General features: G+C 59.0%; 10 protein-coding genes and 2 pseudogenes. 10 read left to right on the top strand and 2 right to left on the bottom strand.

Translation table 11 applies throughout. From position 1 onward, the window contains the following. The first annotated feature begins 1,680 nt into the window (after positions 1-1,680). From AC0L2R_RS28725 to AC0L2R_RS28710, 4 genes and pseudogenes are all read left to right on the top strand, one after another. Entirely contained in the window at positions 1,681-2,541 is an 861-nt protein-coding gene (locus tag AC0L2R_RS28725; protein WP_473512903.1) for a hypothetical protein, read from the top strand. Between the two features lie 247 nt (positions 2,542-2,788). After that, a complete protein-coding gene (gene virD4 / locus AC0L2R_RS28720; protein WP_065010962.1) occupies positions 2,789-4,534 on the top strand; it encodes a type IV secretion system ATPase VirD4 in 1,746 nt (581 codons plus the stop codon). Positions 4,535-4,585: 51 nt separating this feature from the next. Beyond that, on the top strand, positions 4,586-8,044 hold the full coding sequence (locus AC0L2R_RS28715; protein ID WP_473512901.1) for a Ulp1 family isopeptidase: 3,459 nt from the start codon (positions 4,586-4,588) through the stop codon (positions 8,042-8,044). Positions 8,045-8,171: 127 nt separating this feature from the next. Next, a pseudogene (locus AC0L2R_RS28710) lies at positions 8,172-8,689 on the top strand (IS66 family transposase); the annotation flags it as partial. 291 nt (positions 8,690-8,980) lie between these two features. On the opposite strand, the pseudogene AC0L2R_RS28705 reads toward AC0L2R_RS28710, so the two are convergent. Both AC0L2R_RS28705 and virG read right to left on the bottom strand, forming a co-directional pair. After that, positions 8,981-10,090, bottom strand: a pseudogene (locus AC0L2R_RS28705) (IS110 family RNA-guided transposase). A gap of 148 nt (positions 10,091-10,238) precedes the next feature. Continuing rightward, positions 10,239-10,964, bottom strand: a complete 726-nt coding sequence (gene virG, locus AC0L2R_RS28700) for a two-component system response regulator VirG (RefSeq protein ID WP_082982151.1) — start codon at positions 10,962-10,964, stop codon at positions 10,239-10,241. A gap of 1,300 nt (positions 10,965-12,264) precedes the next feature. Between virG and AC0L2R_RS28695 the strand changes: the two genes are divergently transcribed. The 6 genes from AC0L2R_RS28695 (at position 12,265) to AC0L2R_RS28670 (ending at position 17,765) form a co-directional block, all read left to right on the top strand. After that, positions 12,265-13,047 carry a type IV secretion system lytic transglycosylase VirB1 gene (locus AC0L2R_RS28695; protein WP_065006391.1) on the top strand — a complete coding sequence of 261 codons (783 nt, stop codon included), beginning with the start codon at positions 12,265-12,267 and terminating at the stop codon, positions 13,045-13,047. Positions 13,048-13,121: 74 nt separating this feature from the next. After that, positions 13,122-13,427, top strand: coding sequence for a pilin major subunit VirB2 (gene virB2 / locus AC0L2R_RS28690; protein WP_404927828.1), 306 nt, complete (start codon positions 13,122-13,124; stop codon positions 13,425-13,427). Further along, positions 13,427-13,753 carry a type IV secretion system protein VirB3 gene (locus AC0L2R_RS28685; protein WP_065006389.1) on the top strand — a complete coding sequence of 109 codons (327 nt, stop codon included), beginning with the start codon at positions 13,427-13,429 and terminating at the stop codon, positions 13,751-13,753. Before virB2 ends, AC0L2R_RS28685 begins: the two co-directional genes overlap by 1 nt. Continuing rightward, positions 13,753-16,122 carry a type IV secretion/conjugal transfer ATPase VirB4 gene (gene virB4, locus AC0L2R_RS28680; RefSeq protein WP_473512899.1) on the top strand — a complete coding sequence of 790 codons (2,370 nt, stop codon included), beginning with the start codon at positions 13,753-13,755 and terminating at the stop codon, positions 16,120-16,122. The genes AC0L2R_RS28685 and virB4 overlap by 1 nt, the downstream gene beginning before the upstream one ends. A 13-nt stretch (positions 16,123-16,135) precedes the next feature. After that, positions 16,136-16,819: a TrbJ/VirB5 family protein gene (locus AC0L2R_RS28675; protein WP_065010587.1), complete on the top strand. Its 684-nt coding sequence runs from the start codon at positions 16,136-16,138 to the stop codon at positions 16,817-16,819. Positions 16,820-16,877: 58 nt separating this feature from the next. Continuing rightward, positions 16,878-17,765 (top strand): type IV secretion system protein, encoded by an 888-nt coding sequence (locus tag AC0L2R_RS28670; RefSeq protein ID WP_065010588.1) that lies wholly within the window; start codon positions 16,878-16,880, stop codon positions 17,763-17,765. The last annotated feature ends 3 nt before the right edge of the window (positions 17,766-17,768 follow it).

Below are 17,768 nucleotides of genomic sequence, written 5' to 3'. Positions count from 1 at the left end.
GTGTACAGCCGCTTCTCAGGCCTTCACACGTGAAAACACGCTGACCGTCTACGTTGCTCTGCGTATCGGGGTCCCCCAGGACGTGGAATGCCGCTTTGTAGGATCGACCTCTAACGATATCAGGCCTGGGTCCAACCTCTGGCAGCCAGACAAAGTTGACAGCGCAACCGACGCAATGATGCCTGTCATGTTCATTTCCCCTCACTGTGTATCGCGGTTCCGTGCATCGTTTGAGGATCATCTGCTGCACTGAGCGTGCCAAAAAGAAAAAGGTTTCAATTACACGGTTTAGGAGCCGCCCTTGTCCGTCGGACCTCTGACTTTGTTGCAAAGCCGACACTGGTCGTCATGGCTGGCGACAGGGCTTGGGATCTTCGGTCGCGACCACGCAAGCCCAGAGCCGACTCGGCGGTGAGGCGCGGGGGCATAGGCAAAAACGTCACAAGTACGTGCCCATGCTCCCTCTGGCGAATACAACATTGCGGTCGGATCCACTCGAGAAATCTGGCCTGACAGTTAGCGTAGATCGTTTGCTTTGGCATCGCGCAGAAATGTGGGTGGCGAGAGTGTCTAATGCCGATCGCGACGGTAAGCTGAAGCGTATTTGAGCCTTGATAGGGCTTTCAATTCAGGCTGCGCCCATGAACAGGCATGGTGGCGGCCAGGATGGCTGCATTCCGGCAGTAATGCCAATCGCTTCTCACAAGCAGAGCGCGTCGGCGCCACTTGCACCCTCATTCACCCCCTTGCACCCGATCGTGTAGGACCGTGCAAGGTTGGCCCCAGACTGCAGCGTGAAGAACTGAACCCGTCTTTAGGGAATTGAAATTTTCTGTGAGTCCTGCACCGTCGAGGGGCGTGGAAGGCGAGGGATGATGCAGCCAAAGCAAGTTATATCGATGGTGCGCCTGCAAAGATGCGATTGGGGCAGCGCGGCAATTGCAGCCGGTCATGTTGCTGCGGAGGTGGCGCTGAATATATGCCGTCCGTTCCGCGGTGGCTGCCAGGCGACTCCCGTTGAGAAAACCCAGGCCCAAAGGCATTGAAGAAGTCGCGATCGCCCAGGCGTTGGTTGGCTCGCCACCGGCTGGTGCTGACGACCGCGGCACTCATAGACGACACACGGCCGAGTGAAGGACGGGGCGGCATTGCGCGACCGTGCGGCCCGCCCACGCGCGATTTTTCCTCGTCGGACCTTTGCTCCTCGCCTAGCGCCGGCTGGGTCGGGAGATTGCCACGGGCCTCCAGCAGGAATGCCTTAGTCGCGGGCATGGCACAGTGATGCTATTGGCGCGGCGCTGCGCAAATTACCGGTCAGGTCGCGACTGTTTTCCTTGCCGAGGGAGCACGACAACTCGGCCGCGGCTGATCAGCCGGAGTGGGCGATCCTCGTCATGAAATCCTCGAGCATGCAAACCTGCGCTCAAAGGAGAAGCTGCTGCGGCGGACATCATGCCGGGCTCTTGCAAGGACCGGAAGCAGCCAAAGAGTCGGCGACGGCGTGCCATTCATGCGCTCAGGCAGAACTCACTCATCGCATTTGATGCCAGCCTCATCATCTTTGGCTTAGACGGGGCTGGGAACCCTCTGCCAGACTACAACTGTAACATCATATCGGTTCAGCAGGTCAAGCTTCGGTGGTAACCTCATTGCGTAGAATAACGACTTTGGAGACCGAGCATGGATCGCGATAACAAACGCGCACGCGCAGCTGCAAGTTCATCCCAAGGCGGGAGGGAACCCAGTAACATCCTGTCCCTTCCAGAGGGGCCATTAAGCGAGGTAGCAGAACGGCTGGTAACCGCTAACCCACGCGATACAGCGCGAAATCTTGCGGGCTTCAAAGACCTCGGGAGGCAAGCGCGAACAGCCGTTCGGGGCACTCAACCCGGGTCAGAAACTGAACTCGCAAAATTTGAAAGGCGGGGCAATCAGCTCGGACAATCAGCCAGAGAGCTGACCTGGAAATTGACATCCGAATTGGGGTACCGGCCGGATAACGTAGCATTGGAGCAAGTCAGAGCGGTCAGCAACATAGCCAATTACCTAACGCCACATATGCAAGATGCTGTTGTCAATCGCATTGGCAACATGGAGCCGGCCTCGCAAGCTCTCGGAGCTTTTAACGTTGCGCCAAACTTCGGTAAGTTCAATGAGGAAAACAAATCTCGCATTCTTGATCAGGCCGTTGAATTGGCTTCTGATCCGGATGGCAACATCAGGACGGTGGCACGCAATGCTATTATAGCCGCGTATCACCAGTTCGATGCAAATCAACAGGCCCAAGCTCACGCAGTTCCCGGCATGGAAAACGTCTTGCGGCAAATGCCTCCGCCGCAGCATGAGGCAGAGGAACGAAATGCGAATCTGGATGGCCACATAGCAGGTCTTGAGGCTGCAGCCCGTGCGACAGGCGCGCAAATCTCCTATGAACAGCTTCAGCGGGGTGGTTTAATCGGGCAGGCCATAAACCGCAACTACAGTCACGCCCGAGCGGACCTACTGGAGGCCACCAGAAACAGGGATCGCGAGGGCCGTTGAGGTCTCGGCCACGGTATAGGGACGCTTTCTCTCCCGAATTCCGTTTGCGGCCTTGCCGTTTCCAGGTCGCTGGCCGTTGACGTACCTGCTTAGTGTAACTTCAAAAACCACGTCTTCCGGGTGGTGCGATGCAAGCGTCGCACCACCCGCTGCGGCATCGATCTGTCGAGTGGCGACATCGCGCGCGACGTCGGTTCGGTGTCTGAAGCAAGCGCAGCATTAGCTACGGCTAATCGGCAATGGAACAATGCCTTCAACAAAAACGACGCCCCCTAACATAGCCGTTAGCATCGCCTGCTCACTCGCCTTGGGCTTCTGTGCGGCAAGTCTGTACGCAACCTTCCGCCACGGCGGTGGCGGCGAGGCTCTGATGACGTTTGATGTCCGTGCCTTTTGGTTTGAGACGCCCTTCTATCTGGGTTTCGCAACCCCCGTTTTCTATCGGGGCGCGGCTATCGTGCTCTCGACATCCGCGGTCGTCTTGCTGATTCAGCAGATCGTATTGCGCCGCAAGCTCGAACACCACGGGACGGCTCGTTGGGCTCGAGTGGATGAAATGCGACGCACCGGATATCTGCGACGATACCGTGGCGTGACAGGCCCGGTATTTGGGAAGACGAGTGGCCCTTTCTGGCCTGGCTACTACCTGACCAATGGCGAGCAGCCTCACAGCCTCATCGTTGCACCGACCCGCGCTGGCAAGGGCGTCGGCATAGTCATTCCAACGCTACTTACATTCAAAGGCTCAGTGATAGCTCTGGATGTCAAAGGGGAGCTCTTTGAGCTCACCTCGAGGGCGCGCAAAGCCGCAGGCGACGACGTGTTCAAATTCGCCCCGCTGGATTCGGAGCGGCGCACAAACTGCTACAATCCGCTGTTGGATCTTATAGCGCTGCCGCCACAGCAGCAATTCACCGAAGCCCGCCGCTTGGCCGCAAACCTGATTACGGCCAAGGGGGAGGGCGCGGAAGGTTTCGTCAGCGGCGCGCGAGATATCTTTGTCGCGGGGATCCTTGCCTGCATCGAGCGGGGCACGCCAACAATCGGCGCCGTCTATGATCTCTTCGCCCAGCCGGGGGAGAAGTTTAAGCTCTTCGCGCGACTCGCCATGGAGACCCAGAACAAAGAGGCACAACGCATATTCGACGACATGGCGGGGAACGACACGAAAATCCTGACCTCCTACACTTCCGTGCTCGGCGATGGCGGGCTCAACCTGTGGGCGGATCCCGCTGTAAAGGCAGCTACAAGTCGCTCGGACTTTTCGGTCTATGATCTTCGCCGTCGCAGAACGTGCATCTATCTTTGTGTTGGTCCGAACGACCTTGAGGTGATCGCGCCTTTGATACGCTTGTTTTTTCAGCAAATCGTTTCAATTCTGCAGCGGTCGCTGCCCCGCCGGGATGAAAAGAACGAGGTTCTCTTTCTGCTCGATGAGTTCAAGCACTTGGGTAAGCTGGAGGCGATCGAGACCGCAATTACGACCATCGCGGGCTACAAGGGTCGCTTCATGCTCATCATCCAGAGCCTCTCCGCACTGACGGGGGCCTATGGCGAGGCTGGCAAGCAGAATTTTCTCAGCAATACCGGACTGCAAGTGTTCATGGCCACTGCCGATGACGAGACTCCGAACTACATTTCCAAAGCTATCGGTGAATACACATTTCAAGCCCAATCGATTTCCTACAGCCAGGCGCGAACGTTCGATTGGAACATCCAGAATTCACATCAGGGTGCACCGCTGTTGCGTCCCGAACAGGTGCGGCTACTTAATGACGAGTACGAGATCGTTCTCATCAAAGGTCTGCCACCATTGCAGTTGAGGAAGGTGCGATATTTTTCGGATCGCATCCTGAAACGCATCTTTGAAAGCCAGACAGGCGCCCTCCCGGAGCCGGTACCCTTGACGATAGCAGACGAGGGGCTCTCCGCAGAATCTCAACTCGATGACCCGCTGCGTGGATCGGCGCAAGACTTTGACGATACAGTTTGATGTGAGGCTAGTGTGGACCCGCGAAATAGTAATCCATCCCGTGTAACAGCTTTGTCGCAGGTGCAGGACGCCGGGTTGGAAGAGGGGCAAGCGGACCAGGCCCGGCAAGTGGGCGATGAGCAGCACCTTGCCGAGGCCCGGAGGCTGTTCGATCAAGCTGACGAGTCGCCAACCAATCCAGAGGAGGTTCTGCGACTGGAACAGGGGTTGAGCGAAGTGCTTCAGCGACGGCAGGATAATCTCGCCGCCTCGTCTTTTTTCAGCGACCCAGGGATGCCCGCTGGACCGGGTGACCACAACAGCATCGTGGCGGACGCTTTCGTAGCGGCCGGCTCTGGGCACGCCGGAGTTGAGGCCGCCGCCCCGCCAGCGTTAGCTGCCAGCCAACAGCAGATCCGGCCCTGGCCGGATGCGCTTGACCAGGGCAACCATCTGCCACCCGGGTGGGTCATCATCAACAATGAACATTCCACAGCGCTATTGAGGCCAGCGGAGAGGCAGAGGGCCCTGAATACGCCGCAAGCCGCCGCCATTCAGCAGCCGCTGAGCGAAATCGGCCATTCAGGCGGCCGCGTGCCGATGCAGCCCCCCATGCAGCAGTTGGGTGAATTGCCATTGGAAGGGGTACCCGTTCAAGGGACTGGGTCCGAACACATCGGAAGGCTGCATGCGGAGGCCGCGCCCTCCGCAAGGTTTGAGGCACCCCCCGCTGCGATCGAGAACTCCATAAACATCTCATTCGCCATCCCCGAAGGCTTCTCCCATGTGACTCAACGCGTCCCAGACGCAATGCTCTCTTTTCAACGCGTCCCAGACGCGATGCTCTCTTTTCAACGCGTCCCAGACGCGATGCTCTCTTTTCAACGCGTCCCAGACGCGATGCTCTCTTTCTTGGGCCGCCATGACCCCTTGCCGGATGCGGGCCAGGCCCGGCACGTGAGCTTTGAGCAGCACGTGGCCGAGCCGCGCCGAGCCGAACCTGTCGCGAGTGGCGCCCGTGCTACCCGCTATCGCCATCTGTCCGGCGAACACCGGGACGTGATTGATAAGGCGATCGCCCACGCTGCGGCTCAGCAACACCATAGCGCGGCGACGCTCCGAATATACTCGCATGCGCTTCGCCGATTGGCGAATGATCTCGGCGCTCGCGGCCAAGCGACTGATCTAAAAAATCACCAATCCCTGGTCGATCACCTAGATACTTTCTTTCCGCAAAACGTTGATATAAAGACGGCGTTGAACGTCCTGCGTGCGTATCATGAGCCGGGCTATTCAGCGACTGGCCGGTGGCCAGTGCCGGTGCCCTCAAAGGCAGACGCGCATGTCTTAGAACAAGTGACCAGTGACAGCAGCTTGGCCTCAAGCACCCGTGCTATCTATGGTCGTAATCTTCGCAAATTTTCTGAGGCGCTTGAGAGTCGGGGCCAGACGATCTCTGGGCTGGATCACTATTCGCGGATCGAATTCGCCGAGAGGTTGTTTCCAGGCAACCGCTATCTCCGCTTAGCGCTGGAACGGGTTCGCGATGCGGAGCCCGCGTCAGACGTTTCCGAGGCTCGGAGGCTGTTCGCTCAAGCTGACGAGTCGCCAACCAATCCGGAGGAGCTTCTGCGACTGGAACAGGGGTTCCGCGAAGTGCTTCAGCGACGGCAGGATGATCAAGCCGATTCGTCTTTTTTCGGCGACCCAGGAAATCTCGCTGGACCGGATAACCTCAACAGCAGCGTGGCCGACGCTTTCGCAGCGGCCGGCTCTGGGCACGCCGGAGTTGAGGCCGCCGCCCCGCCAGCGTTAGCTGCCAGCCAACAGCAGATCCGGCCCTGGCCGGATGCGCTTGACCAGGGCAACCATCTGCCACCCGGGTGGGTCATCATCAACAATGAACATTCCACAGCGCTATTGAGGCCAGCGGAGAGGCAGAGGGCCCTGAATACGCCGCAAGCCGCCGCCATTCAGCAGCCGCTGAGCGAAATCGGCCATTCAGGCGGCCGCGTGCCGATGCAGCCCCCCATGCAGCAGTTGGGTGAATTGCCATTGGAAGGGGTACCCGTTCAAGGGACTGGGTCCGAACACATCGGAAGGCTGCATGCGGAGGCCGCGCCCTCAGCAAGGTTTGAGGCACCCCCCGCTGCGATCGAGAACTCCATAAACGTCTCATTCGCCGTCCCCAAAGGCTTCTCCCATGGGACTCAGCCCGTCCCAGACGCGATGCTCCCTTTCTTGGACCACCATGGCCTCTTGCCGGATGCGGAAAACCCGAAATGGAACTACGAGATTAAAGGTCACGGCTACACCGCCGAGAGGCCAGAAGGGGGCAACGACTTTTGGCTCGTCGATCGCGGTCCGATGAGGGAAGCTGCAGCGGCAGCAGTACTGGCAAAGGCCCCAGAACCCGCCTCGCCAGCGAACGCCAGGCTGTCAGACACCTATCGCGGTGTTCCATTAGTCAATCTGACCACCTCCTCCGATGCACGGATCGCAGCGCTTCCGTCAGGTTCGTCCAACCTCCCCGAGGGGGTGGTGCTCGGTGCCGACCTGCTGAGCGACGCCCATATCCACAGGGATTACCGGTTGCTGGAGCAGGACCTGCAGGAGGCCCACCCAGCGCTCGCCGCCCGAACGCGGCTGGTGGATCCCTTGGTCTCCCAGCAACTGCGCCGTCACGACCGGGAACCGCAACTTACATTGCTGTCCATCTATCATCACAACGACGTCGCAGCCGACTTCGTGTTCCTGCCGGTGAACAGTGGCAACCCTTTGGCTACGGTGGCAACTGATGGACGCAACGAGCATTGGTCGCTGCTGCTCGTTGATCGCCGCGACCCGGAAAGAGCGGTCGCCTATCACTACGATTCCATCCATCAGAGCTATGGACGGGGATACAATGACGCGCCTGCACGAGAGCTCGCAACAACACTGGGCGCGACCACCCTGGTGACACCCGCCATGGCCCGGCAGAACAACGGTGTTGATTGCGGAGTCTTTGTGGTGGACGGCACGCGCGCGCTGGTTCAGAGATTGGCGAACCAAGAGTTTCCGGAACGGCTGCGGCCGCTGCACCTCGACGACCTCGTCGCCGATCGGCAGGCGCTGCAAAACCGACTGAGGCAGGGCCGCTTGCCGCACGAGCTTGCCGCAATCCCCCCGGAAGCTTTTGGAGCCGCGTCGCAGGTGCAACAAGCCGTGTTGCAAGAGCAGCAAGCCCGACAAGTCGCGCCAGCGCCGTTTGAACGGCGCTTGGGCAGGACTCGCGAGGCCCAGGACGAGCTGACGAGTACACTCGACAGGAGCAACCTCGTGAACAGCGGGGGCGTCGTCATAAACAATGAACACTACACAGCGCTATTGAGACCGGGGAAGAGGCAGAGGACTGATAATCCGCAAAGCCTCGCCATGGGGCGGCAGCCGAGCGAAGCAACCACGACGTCCATCAACCAAGCCTCCGATCAAGCCCGAGCCGACCTAATGGCTTCCTTCAGAAGCAGAGAGCGCTCCGACGCGGGGCGTTGAGCTCCATGGCTGGGGTCAAACAGAACGGCTCTTTTGACGACAGAGGCGCTGATCCGATCTCCGGACCGGTAGCTCTCGCCGTAATTGATCAGGCTGGCACTGCTGGAAGGCGATGTAGGCCTGGAACTCGCCGATCGCCCAGACGCTGAGACGGATCGCCGACCTCTATAAAGATCGAGGACGATATCCGCGGCCGATCGGCCGATGAACGCCGCGCGATGCGTCAGGAAAATAGCCGCGCTATTGTCGCCGATTTTGAACCTTGGCTGCGCGAAAAGCTCGGCCTGATCAGTCAGAAGACCAAGCTCGCCGAGGCAATCCGCTACACGCTCTCACGCTGGGAAGGCCTCTCGCGCTTCCTTGACGACGGCCGCATCGAGATCGACAGCAACACCGTCGAGCGCTCAAGCCGTCCGATGGCGCTCAACCGCAAGAACGCGCTCTTTGCAGGTTCAGACGGCGGTGCCGAAAACTGGGCAGTCATCGCGTCGCTGATTCGAAACCTGCAAGCTCAATGGTGTCGAGCCACTCGGCTATCTCGCCGACGTCCTCACCAGGATCGTCAACAGCCATCCGAACAGCCAGATCAACGACCTGCTGCCTTGGGCCTGCATCCGGGCGCCCGAGCTCAAAGCCGTGGCCTGAGAACAGCGCTCTGATGACCGCTGTCAACGCTGTGGGCGCACAAAATCATCCGATCCGGGGAGCGGCTGTCGTGCTGATGATCGCGTATGGGAGGAGGCGGAACTGAAGGACGTCGGTGATCAAGCTCTGATGCGCGGGTTGGCTACCGCATTCCCGATTGTGCGTCCGGGGCTGTTCCTATCTTACTGCGGGCGTCGGTCAATTTGCCGGCCACAAAGCGTCTGACGGGCATTCCCCTGCCGTGGTCCCGCCTCCGCCCATGCGCGAGGTGTACACTGCCGCGGCGAGCGATCAGGTGGAGCGTGCCTCCCTGGCGACGGCCCACATGAAGCCGACTAGTTCGCGGGCGATCGCCGTGCAGACCACCGTCGTTCGCTTGCCTCGCCCGACCAGCTTTCGATAGCGGGTCGTCAGGCGGGCTTGAGCCTTCCATGCGATCTCACCGACTTTCGGCGGCGCCTGCTCCAGCCGGTACAGCTTCGCTTTGCCGATCCGGGGAGGGTGTCGATACGTCCAGGCGCTCTCGACCAGCATGTGGCGAACGCGGCCATTGCCTGCCTTGGTGATGCCGCCACGCCTGATTGTCTCTCCAGTCGATCGCTCGCCGGGAACGAGGCCGAGATACCCCATGAGTTGGCGAGGGCTCTCAAAACGGCTTACGTCGCCGATCTCGGTAGCGAACGTTACGGCGACGATCAGATCGACCCCACGCAATGTCTGGAGCGCTCGCACGATCGGCGCCAGCGACCAGTTCGGGATGAACTCTTCGATCACGCGCTCAAGCCGTTCCACACGCTCTTTCGAGACGCGCACCGCTTCGACCATCTCCTGGAGTGCGATCTGATGTGCAGGATAATCGAACCGCTGCTCCTGCAACCAACGCAGCTAGCGCATGGTCCAGTTCTTCCTGCGTGGATAGGCACGACCATGCTTGAGCATGAAAGCGCCCACCTGCTGGCGATGGACCCGCAGCCTCTCGACCGCGGCGGCCCGGGCGCGAACGAGATCGTGCATGGCTTCGTGGTCTTCATCGGGGACCCACACCGCGGTCAGCTCGCCGGCGCGCAGCAGCCTTGCCAATGAAAGAGCATCCCGGCGGTTCGTCTTCACCCGATCGCCAGGTTTCCTTGGAATCAGCGATGGCGCGACTACGGTGCATTCATGGCCAAGGGAACGGATCAGTCGGTAGAGGCCATAGCCGGTTGGGCCCGCCTCGTAGCAGAGGTGGATCCGATCGAACTTGGCGGCGATCCGTTGGATAACGCGGCGCATGCTCGTATCCGATGCATCGACCTCGCCGAAGAAGCGAACCTCGCCCTCCCGGCCGGCTTCCGCAATCGCGACGGCATTCCTCTGCTTCGCAACATCGATTCCGACAAATGCTTCCCTATAATCTGCCACGGCTCGTCCTCCTGTGATGAGGATCGGCTCGGCCCGCCCGAGCAACCCTCGGACGCGCAGTGTAGGGCGAGCCACCTCACCGGCAGAAGCGGACATACGGTCTTACGCTTGAACAGCCTCGTCAGCCAATCTCCAGCATAACTACCTGTCACGCGGCCAGGGTGCCTCCGTAGCTAACGTCTACGTCAGCGTTGAAGAAGTACCCTGCACCACGGCATGTCTTGACTAGGCGAGGATTGGCCGCATCAGCCTCCAGCTTTCGGCGCAAGCGCATGATTAGGACATCGATACTTCGATCGTACACCTCTTCTCCACGCACACGGCTCGCGAGCAAAAGCCGTTCTCTGGATAGCACGTTGCGGGGGTTCTCCAGAAATGCGATCAAGAGATTGAACTCACATGCGGTAAGCTTGACCTCGCCACGCTCCGTACAGATCAGTCGCCGCTGCTTGACGCTGAGCTTCCAGGCCCCAAAGCGAAATGAGCGCTGATCTTTGGTTCGCGGACTGGAAATGCGCTCGCGTAACGCTACTCGAATGCGGGCCAAGAATTCGCGCATCCCGAAAGGCTTGGGAATGAAATCGGTTGCGCCGAGCTCCAGTGCAACCACTTTTTCCGCCTCATCAAGCCGGTCGCCGCTGATCACTATGATAGGAACATCCGATCTTGTCGCCAGATTGCGGACAATCGCAAGTCCATCCTCCCGGCCTAGGTTAAGGTCAACAACCACGAGATCGACTGCCTCATGTGAAAGAACATAGTCAAACTGCTTGCTATCGTGGACTGCGGTTACCTTCAGGGCATGCATCGTGAGATACCCGGCGATGAGGCGCCGCATTGCGGCATCATCGTCAATGACAAGAACATGTTTCAACGGCACACCTTCAATCTTGAATCCCCTTGTCTAAACCTGTTTCTGAGCAACCCTGGGGCACCGACGCAGAACAGCTGCCCCTTGATATCACTCGCCGTTGCCTGCGGCCAATGTGAGGCCGTGCTCGTCCTGGTCTTTTCATCCGTGGCGAATTGACCGCACCCAGGCAGCCCGTGGCCACCAGACAGGTCCAAGCGCCGAGATGACCCTGCCGTGTGGTCCTTCGCTTTTTCGCTTCGAGCTCCCCCGTTGGTGCAGGCCTGCCAATACCATTCGAGTTCGACCTCATGGATGCCAAGTTTCCTGCTATGCCCTTGCATCCTTGTCATCCTGGAGTTTGCGGACCTGGATCATCTCGACATCCTCCGGCTCGTGGATCCAGCTCGGACATGGTTGAGCAGCGCGGCGTTTGGTTGATCGGAAAGGCGGTCGGCGGAAGAAGACCGTGATTCGCTGCAGCGGCCTTGTGCCAAATAGTATGTCTCCTGCCAAGCCGGCTTCGTCCAAGGTGGCCGGCGGCCCAAATGCTGTTTCGGGCGACCGGCAGGTCGCCGATTGCGGTGAACGTCCGGGCTAACATTTCTCAGTTACTGCAACTCCTCCATCTGGAGGGTGTCACTATGCTTGTCCATTGCGCCGTCGGACTCCGTTAATGGCGTGCGGTTTTCTGCCGATGGGACTGTGCATGATCCACCCGTTGGCGGCGCGACCGATCAGCTGAACCAGGCTCGCACCAGGTGGGCTGCGCCGCCACGTATTCCCAGTTGACCCTCGCCCCCGCGGATTTGCCCCTTCGAGCCAGCTTCGCGGACGAGCTCGCGGTCTCAAACAATGATCTGAGTGTGCAGGGCCGCGCATGGCTGTCTCTTAAAGCACCGGCAGCATATCGGCAAAGTTGGGCTGCTTTAGCGCCTTCGTCGATTCCCCACGGTGATCCCGAGCCTGAACAAACCCGCCAAGCTTCCCATTTTGTCCTTGGCTTAGCGCTGACAAAAGGTCCCATCACCATCCATGACGCCGAAGTCGCGGGCCACGGTCCAGGAGCAACGGACGGCCGGGACGAGCAATCCCGCACAGGAGTCATCGTACCAAGATGCTCCAGATGTCGCTGGCTGATCGGGCCGGCGCCACCCCACGCATGCGCAAGCTGCTCCACCCACGCTGACACCAACACGGTCTTTGCTTCAGTTGAAACCGAAAAGCTGAAATTGAACATCACAGAGTAACAAACCTCCCCGATAAGCGCGTGCCGGACAGGGGCAGAACTCGTGCGGCGGCTTGGAAAGGCAGGTAATAGGGAATGTTTATTGCAGCTTGGCCCCTGGCCATCGTCCTGTTGACATCCATGTCACTCCCAGCCGAGCCCGCGCCACTTTCTCCCCGTGAGTTCCACAGCCTGTCGCGCAAATGCGCTCCATGGGTTGCGCCGTCCACCCTCGCCGCGATTGCCAAGATTGAAAGTGGCTTTGAAACGCTGGTGGCTCATGACAACACCACAGGTGAGCAGCTTCGCTGGATAGATCACCTGGAAGCCACGCGGGGCATCAAGCACCGCCTCGAAGCACAACATTCTGTCGATGTTGGATTGATGCAGATAAACAGCAACAACTTTCCCATGCTCAATCTCACGCCGGAAAAAGCTTTCGAGCCCTGCGCCTCGCTTTCGGCTGCCGCCCACTTACTTGAAAGCCGGTATGCCGGCGGCACGACTGCTGTGGCACAGCAACTGGCGCTTCGCCGTGCCATCTCGGCCTATAACACGGGCGACGTCACGCGTGGCTTCACCAACGGTTATGTACGCAAGGTCGAGTCGGCCGCAAAGGACATGTCAAGTCTCCTTGAGCGAACGCTGGAGCCGACCGCTCAAGATGTGCCAGGCCTTGAGGCAGCCGGTCCGAAAACCGTGCCCCCTCTGCTCGAACAGAGCCAACAGACTAATGAAAAGCAGCCCGCACAAGATTCGTGGGACGTTTGGGGCTCCTATCAGCGAAACCGCTCCGGGGCCGATCCCTCCGGTCCGACAGGCAGCCAGGCTGCGGACGAGCGGGAACCCTCGAACCCGAACAAACTCGTATTCGATTGAAACATGGAGATACAATGATGAAGCCACTCAAAATACTTCGTGCACTTAAAACGCGTGTTCCTTCGCCTTTTTCCATGCTGCGCATGGCGGCTGAATATGTACCGGCCGCTGCTGCGGGCGTCGCGTGGACGGTCTTCTCCAGCGGGCCGGCCGCGGCCCAGGTGACCGGAGGGACGGATCCTGCCAAGATGGTCCAGAATATCTGCGCCTTCATACTTGGTCCCTTCGGACAATCACTGGCCGTGCTCGGACTCGTGGCCATCGGCATCTCCTGGATGTTCGGTCGTGCTTCACTTGGCCTGGTTGCGGGTGTTGTTGGAGGAATTGTCATCATGTTTGGCGCCAGCTTCCTGGGCAAGGCGCTCATAGGCGGTGGCTGATGAGCGACCGGTTGGAAGTGAGCACCCTCTATGTGGCGGCGACACGCCCCGCACTGTTTCTGGGGGTGCCGCTGACACTGGCCGGAGCGCTCATGATGCTGGCGGGGCTCATCATCATTATCCTTAAGAACCCGCTTTATGAAGTCGTGCTCGTGCCACTCTGGTTCGGAGCACGGCTGATTGTTGAGCGTGACTATAACGCCGCAAGCGTCGCGTTCCTCTATTTGCAAACGGCCGGCAGAAGCGTGGACGGGCCGGTCTGGGGCGGCGCGAGCGTCAGCGCCAATCCGATCAGAGTGCCGAAACGCGGAAGAGGAATGGTGTAATGTTTGGCGCCAGTGGCCGGACCGAGAGATCTGGCGAGATCTACCTTCCGTATGTCGGTCATCTAAGCGATCAGGTTGTCCTTTTGGAAGACGGATCGATCATGGCCATGGCACATGTGAACGGGCTGCCGTTTGATTTGGAAGACGCTGAGATGCGCAACTCGCGCTGCCGCGCGTTCAACACTCTCTTGCGCAACATCGCAGATGACAATGTCTCGATATACGCTCACCTTGTGCGACACAATGATGTGCCGGCGCCAGCGCCGCGCCAGTTTCAAAGTGCATTCGCTGGCAGTCTGAGCGAGGCCTACGAGCGCCGTGTGCTGTCGGGAAAGCTCTTTCGCAACGATCACTTCCTCACTGTCGTCGTGTTCCCCCGCAGCGCAATCGGCAAGATCGGCTTGCGGCTTTTCAAGTCCCCCAGCCGGAATGACAATGATCTAGCCGCCCAAATTCGAAGCCTGGAAGACCTCTGGCAGATCATTGCTGGCTCACTGGGCGGTTACGGTCTGCGCCGGTTGGGTATTCGTGAGAAAGGCAACGTGCTCTTCACCGAAATCGGTGAGGCGCTTCGGCTGATAATGACGTGCCGGTTTCTTCCGGTTCCGATGGTTACCGGCTCACTCGGCGCCTCGATCTACACTGACCAGGTCATCTGCGGGAAGCGGGCGCTTGAGATTCGAAGACCTGGGGATAGCTCCGTGGGATCATTGTTTTCATTCCGTGAATATCCGGCGACGACGCGGCCAGGCATGCTAAATCCCTTGCTGTCGGCCAACTTCCCGCTTGTGCTCAGCCAGAGCTTTTCCTTCCTCACACGGCCACAAGCTCATGCGAAGCTTAGCCTTAAGTCCAGCCAGATGACGAGCGCCGGCGACAAGGCTCTCACCCAGATCAATGAACTTGCCGAGGCAGAGGACGCACTGGCAAGCAACGAGTTCGTCATGGGTTCGCATCATCTGAGCCTGTGCGTCCATGCCGAGAGCCTCAACAGCCTTGCAGATCGCGCAGCCAATGCGCGCGCAAGGCTGGCCGATGCGGGCGCCGTTATCGTCCAGGAGGGTATCGGCATGGAGGCCGCATACTGGTCCCAACTTCCGGGCAACAACAGGTGGCGCACACGCCCCGGGGCGATCACCTCGCACAATTTTGCCGGGCTTGTGTCATTTGAAAACTTCCCAAGCGGTTCCACTTCCGGCCACTGGGGCAAAGCGGTTGCGCGCTTTCGCACGAACGGTGGAACTTCATTCGACTACATCCCCCATGAGAATGACGTCGGCATGACGGCGATATTCGGACCCGTCGGCAAAGGCAAGACGACGCTGATGACGTTTATCCTCGCGATGCTTGAGCAAAGCGTGGTCGATCGCGATGGTGCCATCGTATTTTTCGATAAGGACCGGGGTGGTGAACTGCTGGTTCGAGCCACGGGAGGGACATATCTGGCGTTGCGCAGAGGCACTCCGAGCGGCTTGGCCCCCCTGCGTGGACTGGACAACACCTCCGCCTCGTTGGATTTTCTGCGCGAATGGTTGATGGCCCTGATCGAGAGTGACGGCCGTGGTCCGATCTCGCCGGAGGAAAGCCGTCGATTGGAACGTGGCATTGTTCGTCAACTTTCGTTCGACCCCGTCATGCGCTCACTTGCGGGCCTACGCGAATTTCTGCTGCACAGCCCCTCCGAGGGCGCAGGAGCACGGCTGCAGCGGTGGTGTAGAGGGAATGCGCTTGGATGGGCGTTTGACGGCGATGTGGACGAAGTAAGGCTGGATGCCTCCATTACAGGCTTCGACATGACGCAGCTCCTGGAATTTGAGGAGGTCTGTGCGCCGGCCGCCGCATATCTTCTGCATCGCGTGGGCGCTGTTGTCGATGGCCGTCGGTTTGTCATGAGCTGCGACGAATTTCGTTTCTATCTGCTCAACCCCCAGTTCTCGGCTGTTATTGACAAGTTCTTGCTCACCGTCCGCAAAAACAACGGGATGTTGATACTCGCAACGCAGCAGCCTGAACACGTGCTTGAATCGCCCCTCGGAGCTAGTCTCGTTGCACAATGCATGACGAAGATTTTCTACCCATCACCGACGGCGGACCGAGCGGCGTATGTCGATGGCTTGAAGTGCACTACGCAGGAGTTCGAGGCAATCCGCCACGGAATGGCAATTGGCAGCCGCAAGTTTTTGCTCAAGCGCGACAGCGGGAGTGTTGTTTGCGAATTCGATCTTGGGCAGATGCGCGAATATGTAGCCGTACTCTCGGGGCGGGCCAACACCGTGCGCTTTGCCGACCAGCTTCGTGACCAGTACGGAGATGCCCCAAGTGGGTGGCTCGACAAGTTCATGGCTCGTTACCACGAAATTCAAGACTGACGGAGGAATATTCATGAGATTTGCCAAGCTTGCAGCAACAACGCTTGCTGCTTCCTTTCTGCTTAGCACACAGGCCCGGTCGCAATTTGTCGTCAGCGACCCGGTAACAGAAACACAAGTGACCTTAACAGCGATTTCCAATGCGGCGATCCTTGAGAGGTCAATCACGACGCTCGCTACCACGATCGAAATGGTGGATATGCTAAAGTCGTCATTCGGTGTCACGGGACTGCTGGGCACACTGAACCAAGGAAATCACTACCCGTCGAGCAATACGCTGGAGGGGCAGATGTTTGATGCTCGGGCGCCAGTTTCGACCATGGCGCGTAACATTGCGCAGGACCCGACTCGGAGAGTCACCGGCACCGATGCAGAAGCGAAACTGTTAGAGGGGCAAATCGCTGGTGCCGCCAATGCCGCAGCTCTTGCAGCCGACACTCTGGGCGTAATGGACAAGCGCCTTAAGGCTAACGACAACACGCTTGGTCAGCTTTCCAGCTCGAGAAATATTGTGCAGGCCACCGTGACCAACGGTCTGGTCCTCAAGCAGATTCATGATGCGATTATCCAAAATGCCCAGGCCACGAGTCTGCTGACGATGGCCACTGCACAAGGCAGCCTTCACGCCGCGGAGGAGGCCGCCACGCAGCGTCGCGAACGCCAGGACACCGCCAAGATGTTTAGCATCCTCCCGTAAACCACGCAGAGTTCATTCGGCTCAGCTGCGCTGATCAGGGACAAATCAGGCTCACGCCATGAATTTCAAAATTCCCGCGCCATTCACGGCTATACACACGATCTTTCATGAGGCCTTTACGTTAGGGCTGCACGAAGTGCTTGAAAAGATCCAAGAGGCGGTCAGTGCGCCTCTGGTTGCGTGTGTCACGCTTTGGATAATAATCCAAGGCTGTCTGGTCATGCGTGGTCAAGTCGATGCGCGCGGGGGTATCTCGCGCGTAATCATGGTATCGATTGTCGTTGCTCTTATCTTAGGGCAGGCCAACTACCAGCAGTACATTGAAGCGGTCTTCGACGACACGATCCCGAGGTTGGCTCACCACATCAGTGGCAGCGACTTGCCCTTCATGGCGATCCCCCAGAAGCTCGACTTCATGTTTGCTTCAAGTCAGTATGTCTTTCAGGTGATTGCTTCCGAAATTGGGCCTATGAACGGCCAGGACATACTTGCTTTCCAGGGAGCGCAATGGATTTTCTACGGCGCGCTGTGGACAGCGTTCGAGATTTACGATGCCGTTGGAATCCTGACGAAGGTGCTCTTGGCGATCGGCCCCCTGGTCCTTGTAGGCTACCTTTTTGATCACACTCGAGACATAGCCACCAGATGGATCGGCCAACTGCTCTCGTACGGGCTGCTGCTTCTCCTCCTCAATATCGTTGCAACGATAGTTATCGCTGCCGAAGCAGCCTCGCTGGTATTCATGCTGGGGGTGATCAAATTCTCGGGCACGACAGCAGCCAAGATCATCGGGCTTTACGAGCTCGACATGCTTTTCCTGGCTGGTGACGCTCTGATCGTCGCGCTTCCGACGATCGCCAGCAGCATCGCCGGCGGCTCTTGGGCAGGTGCGAACCAACCTCTTAACAACCTCAATCGCCACTTTGCCAAAACGGCGGGTGGTTAACCA

It is taken from the genome of Mesorhizobium sp. WSM4820, assembly GCF_055811075.1.
Note: the sequence above shows the minus strand (reverse complement) of the source record. Positions and strands in the feature narration are given on the sequence as shown.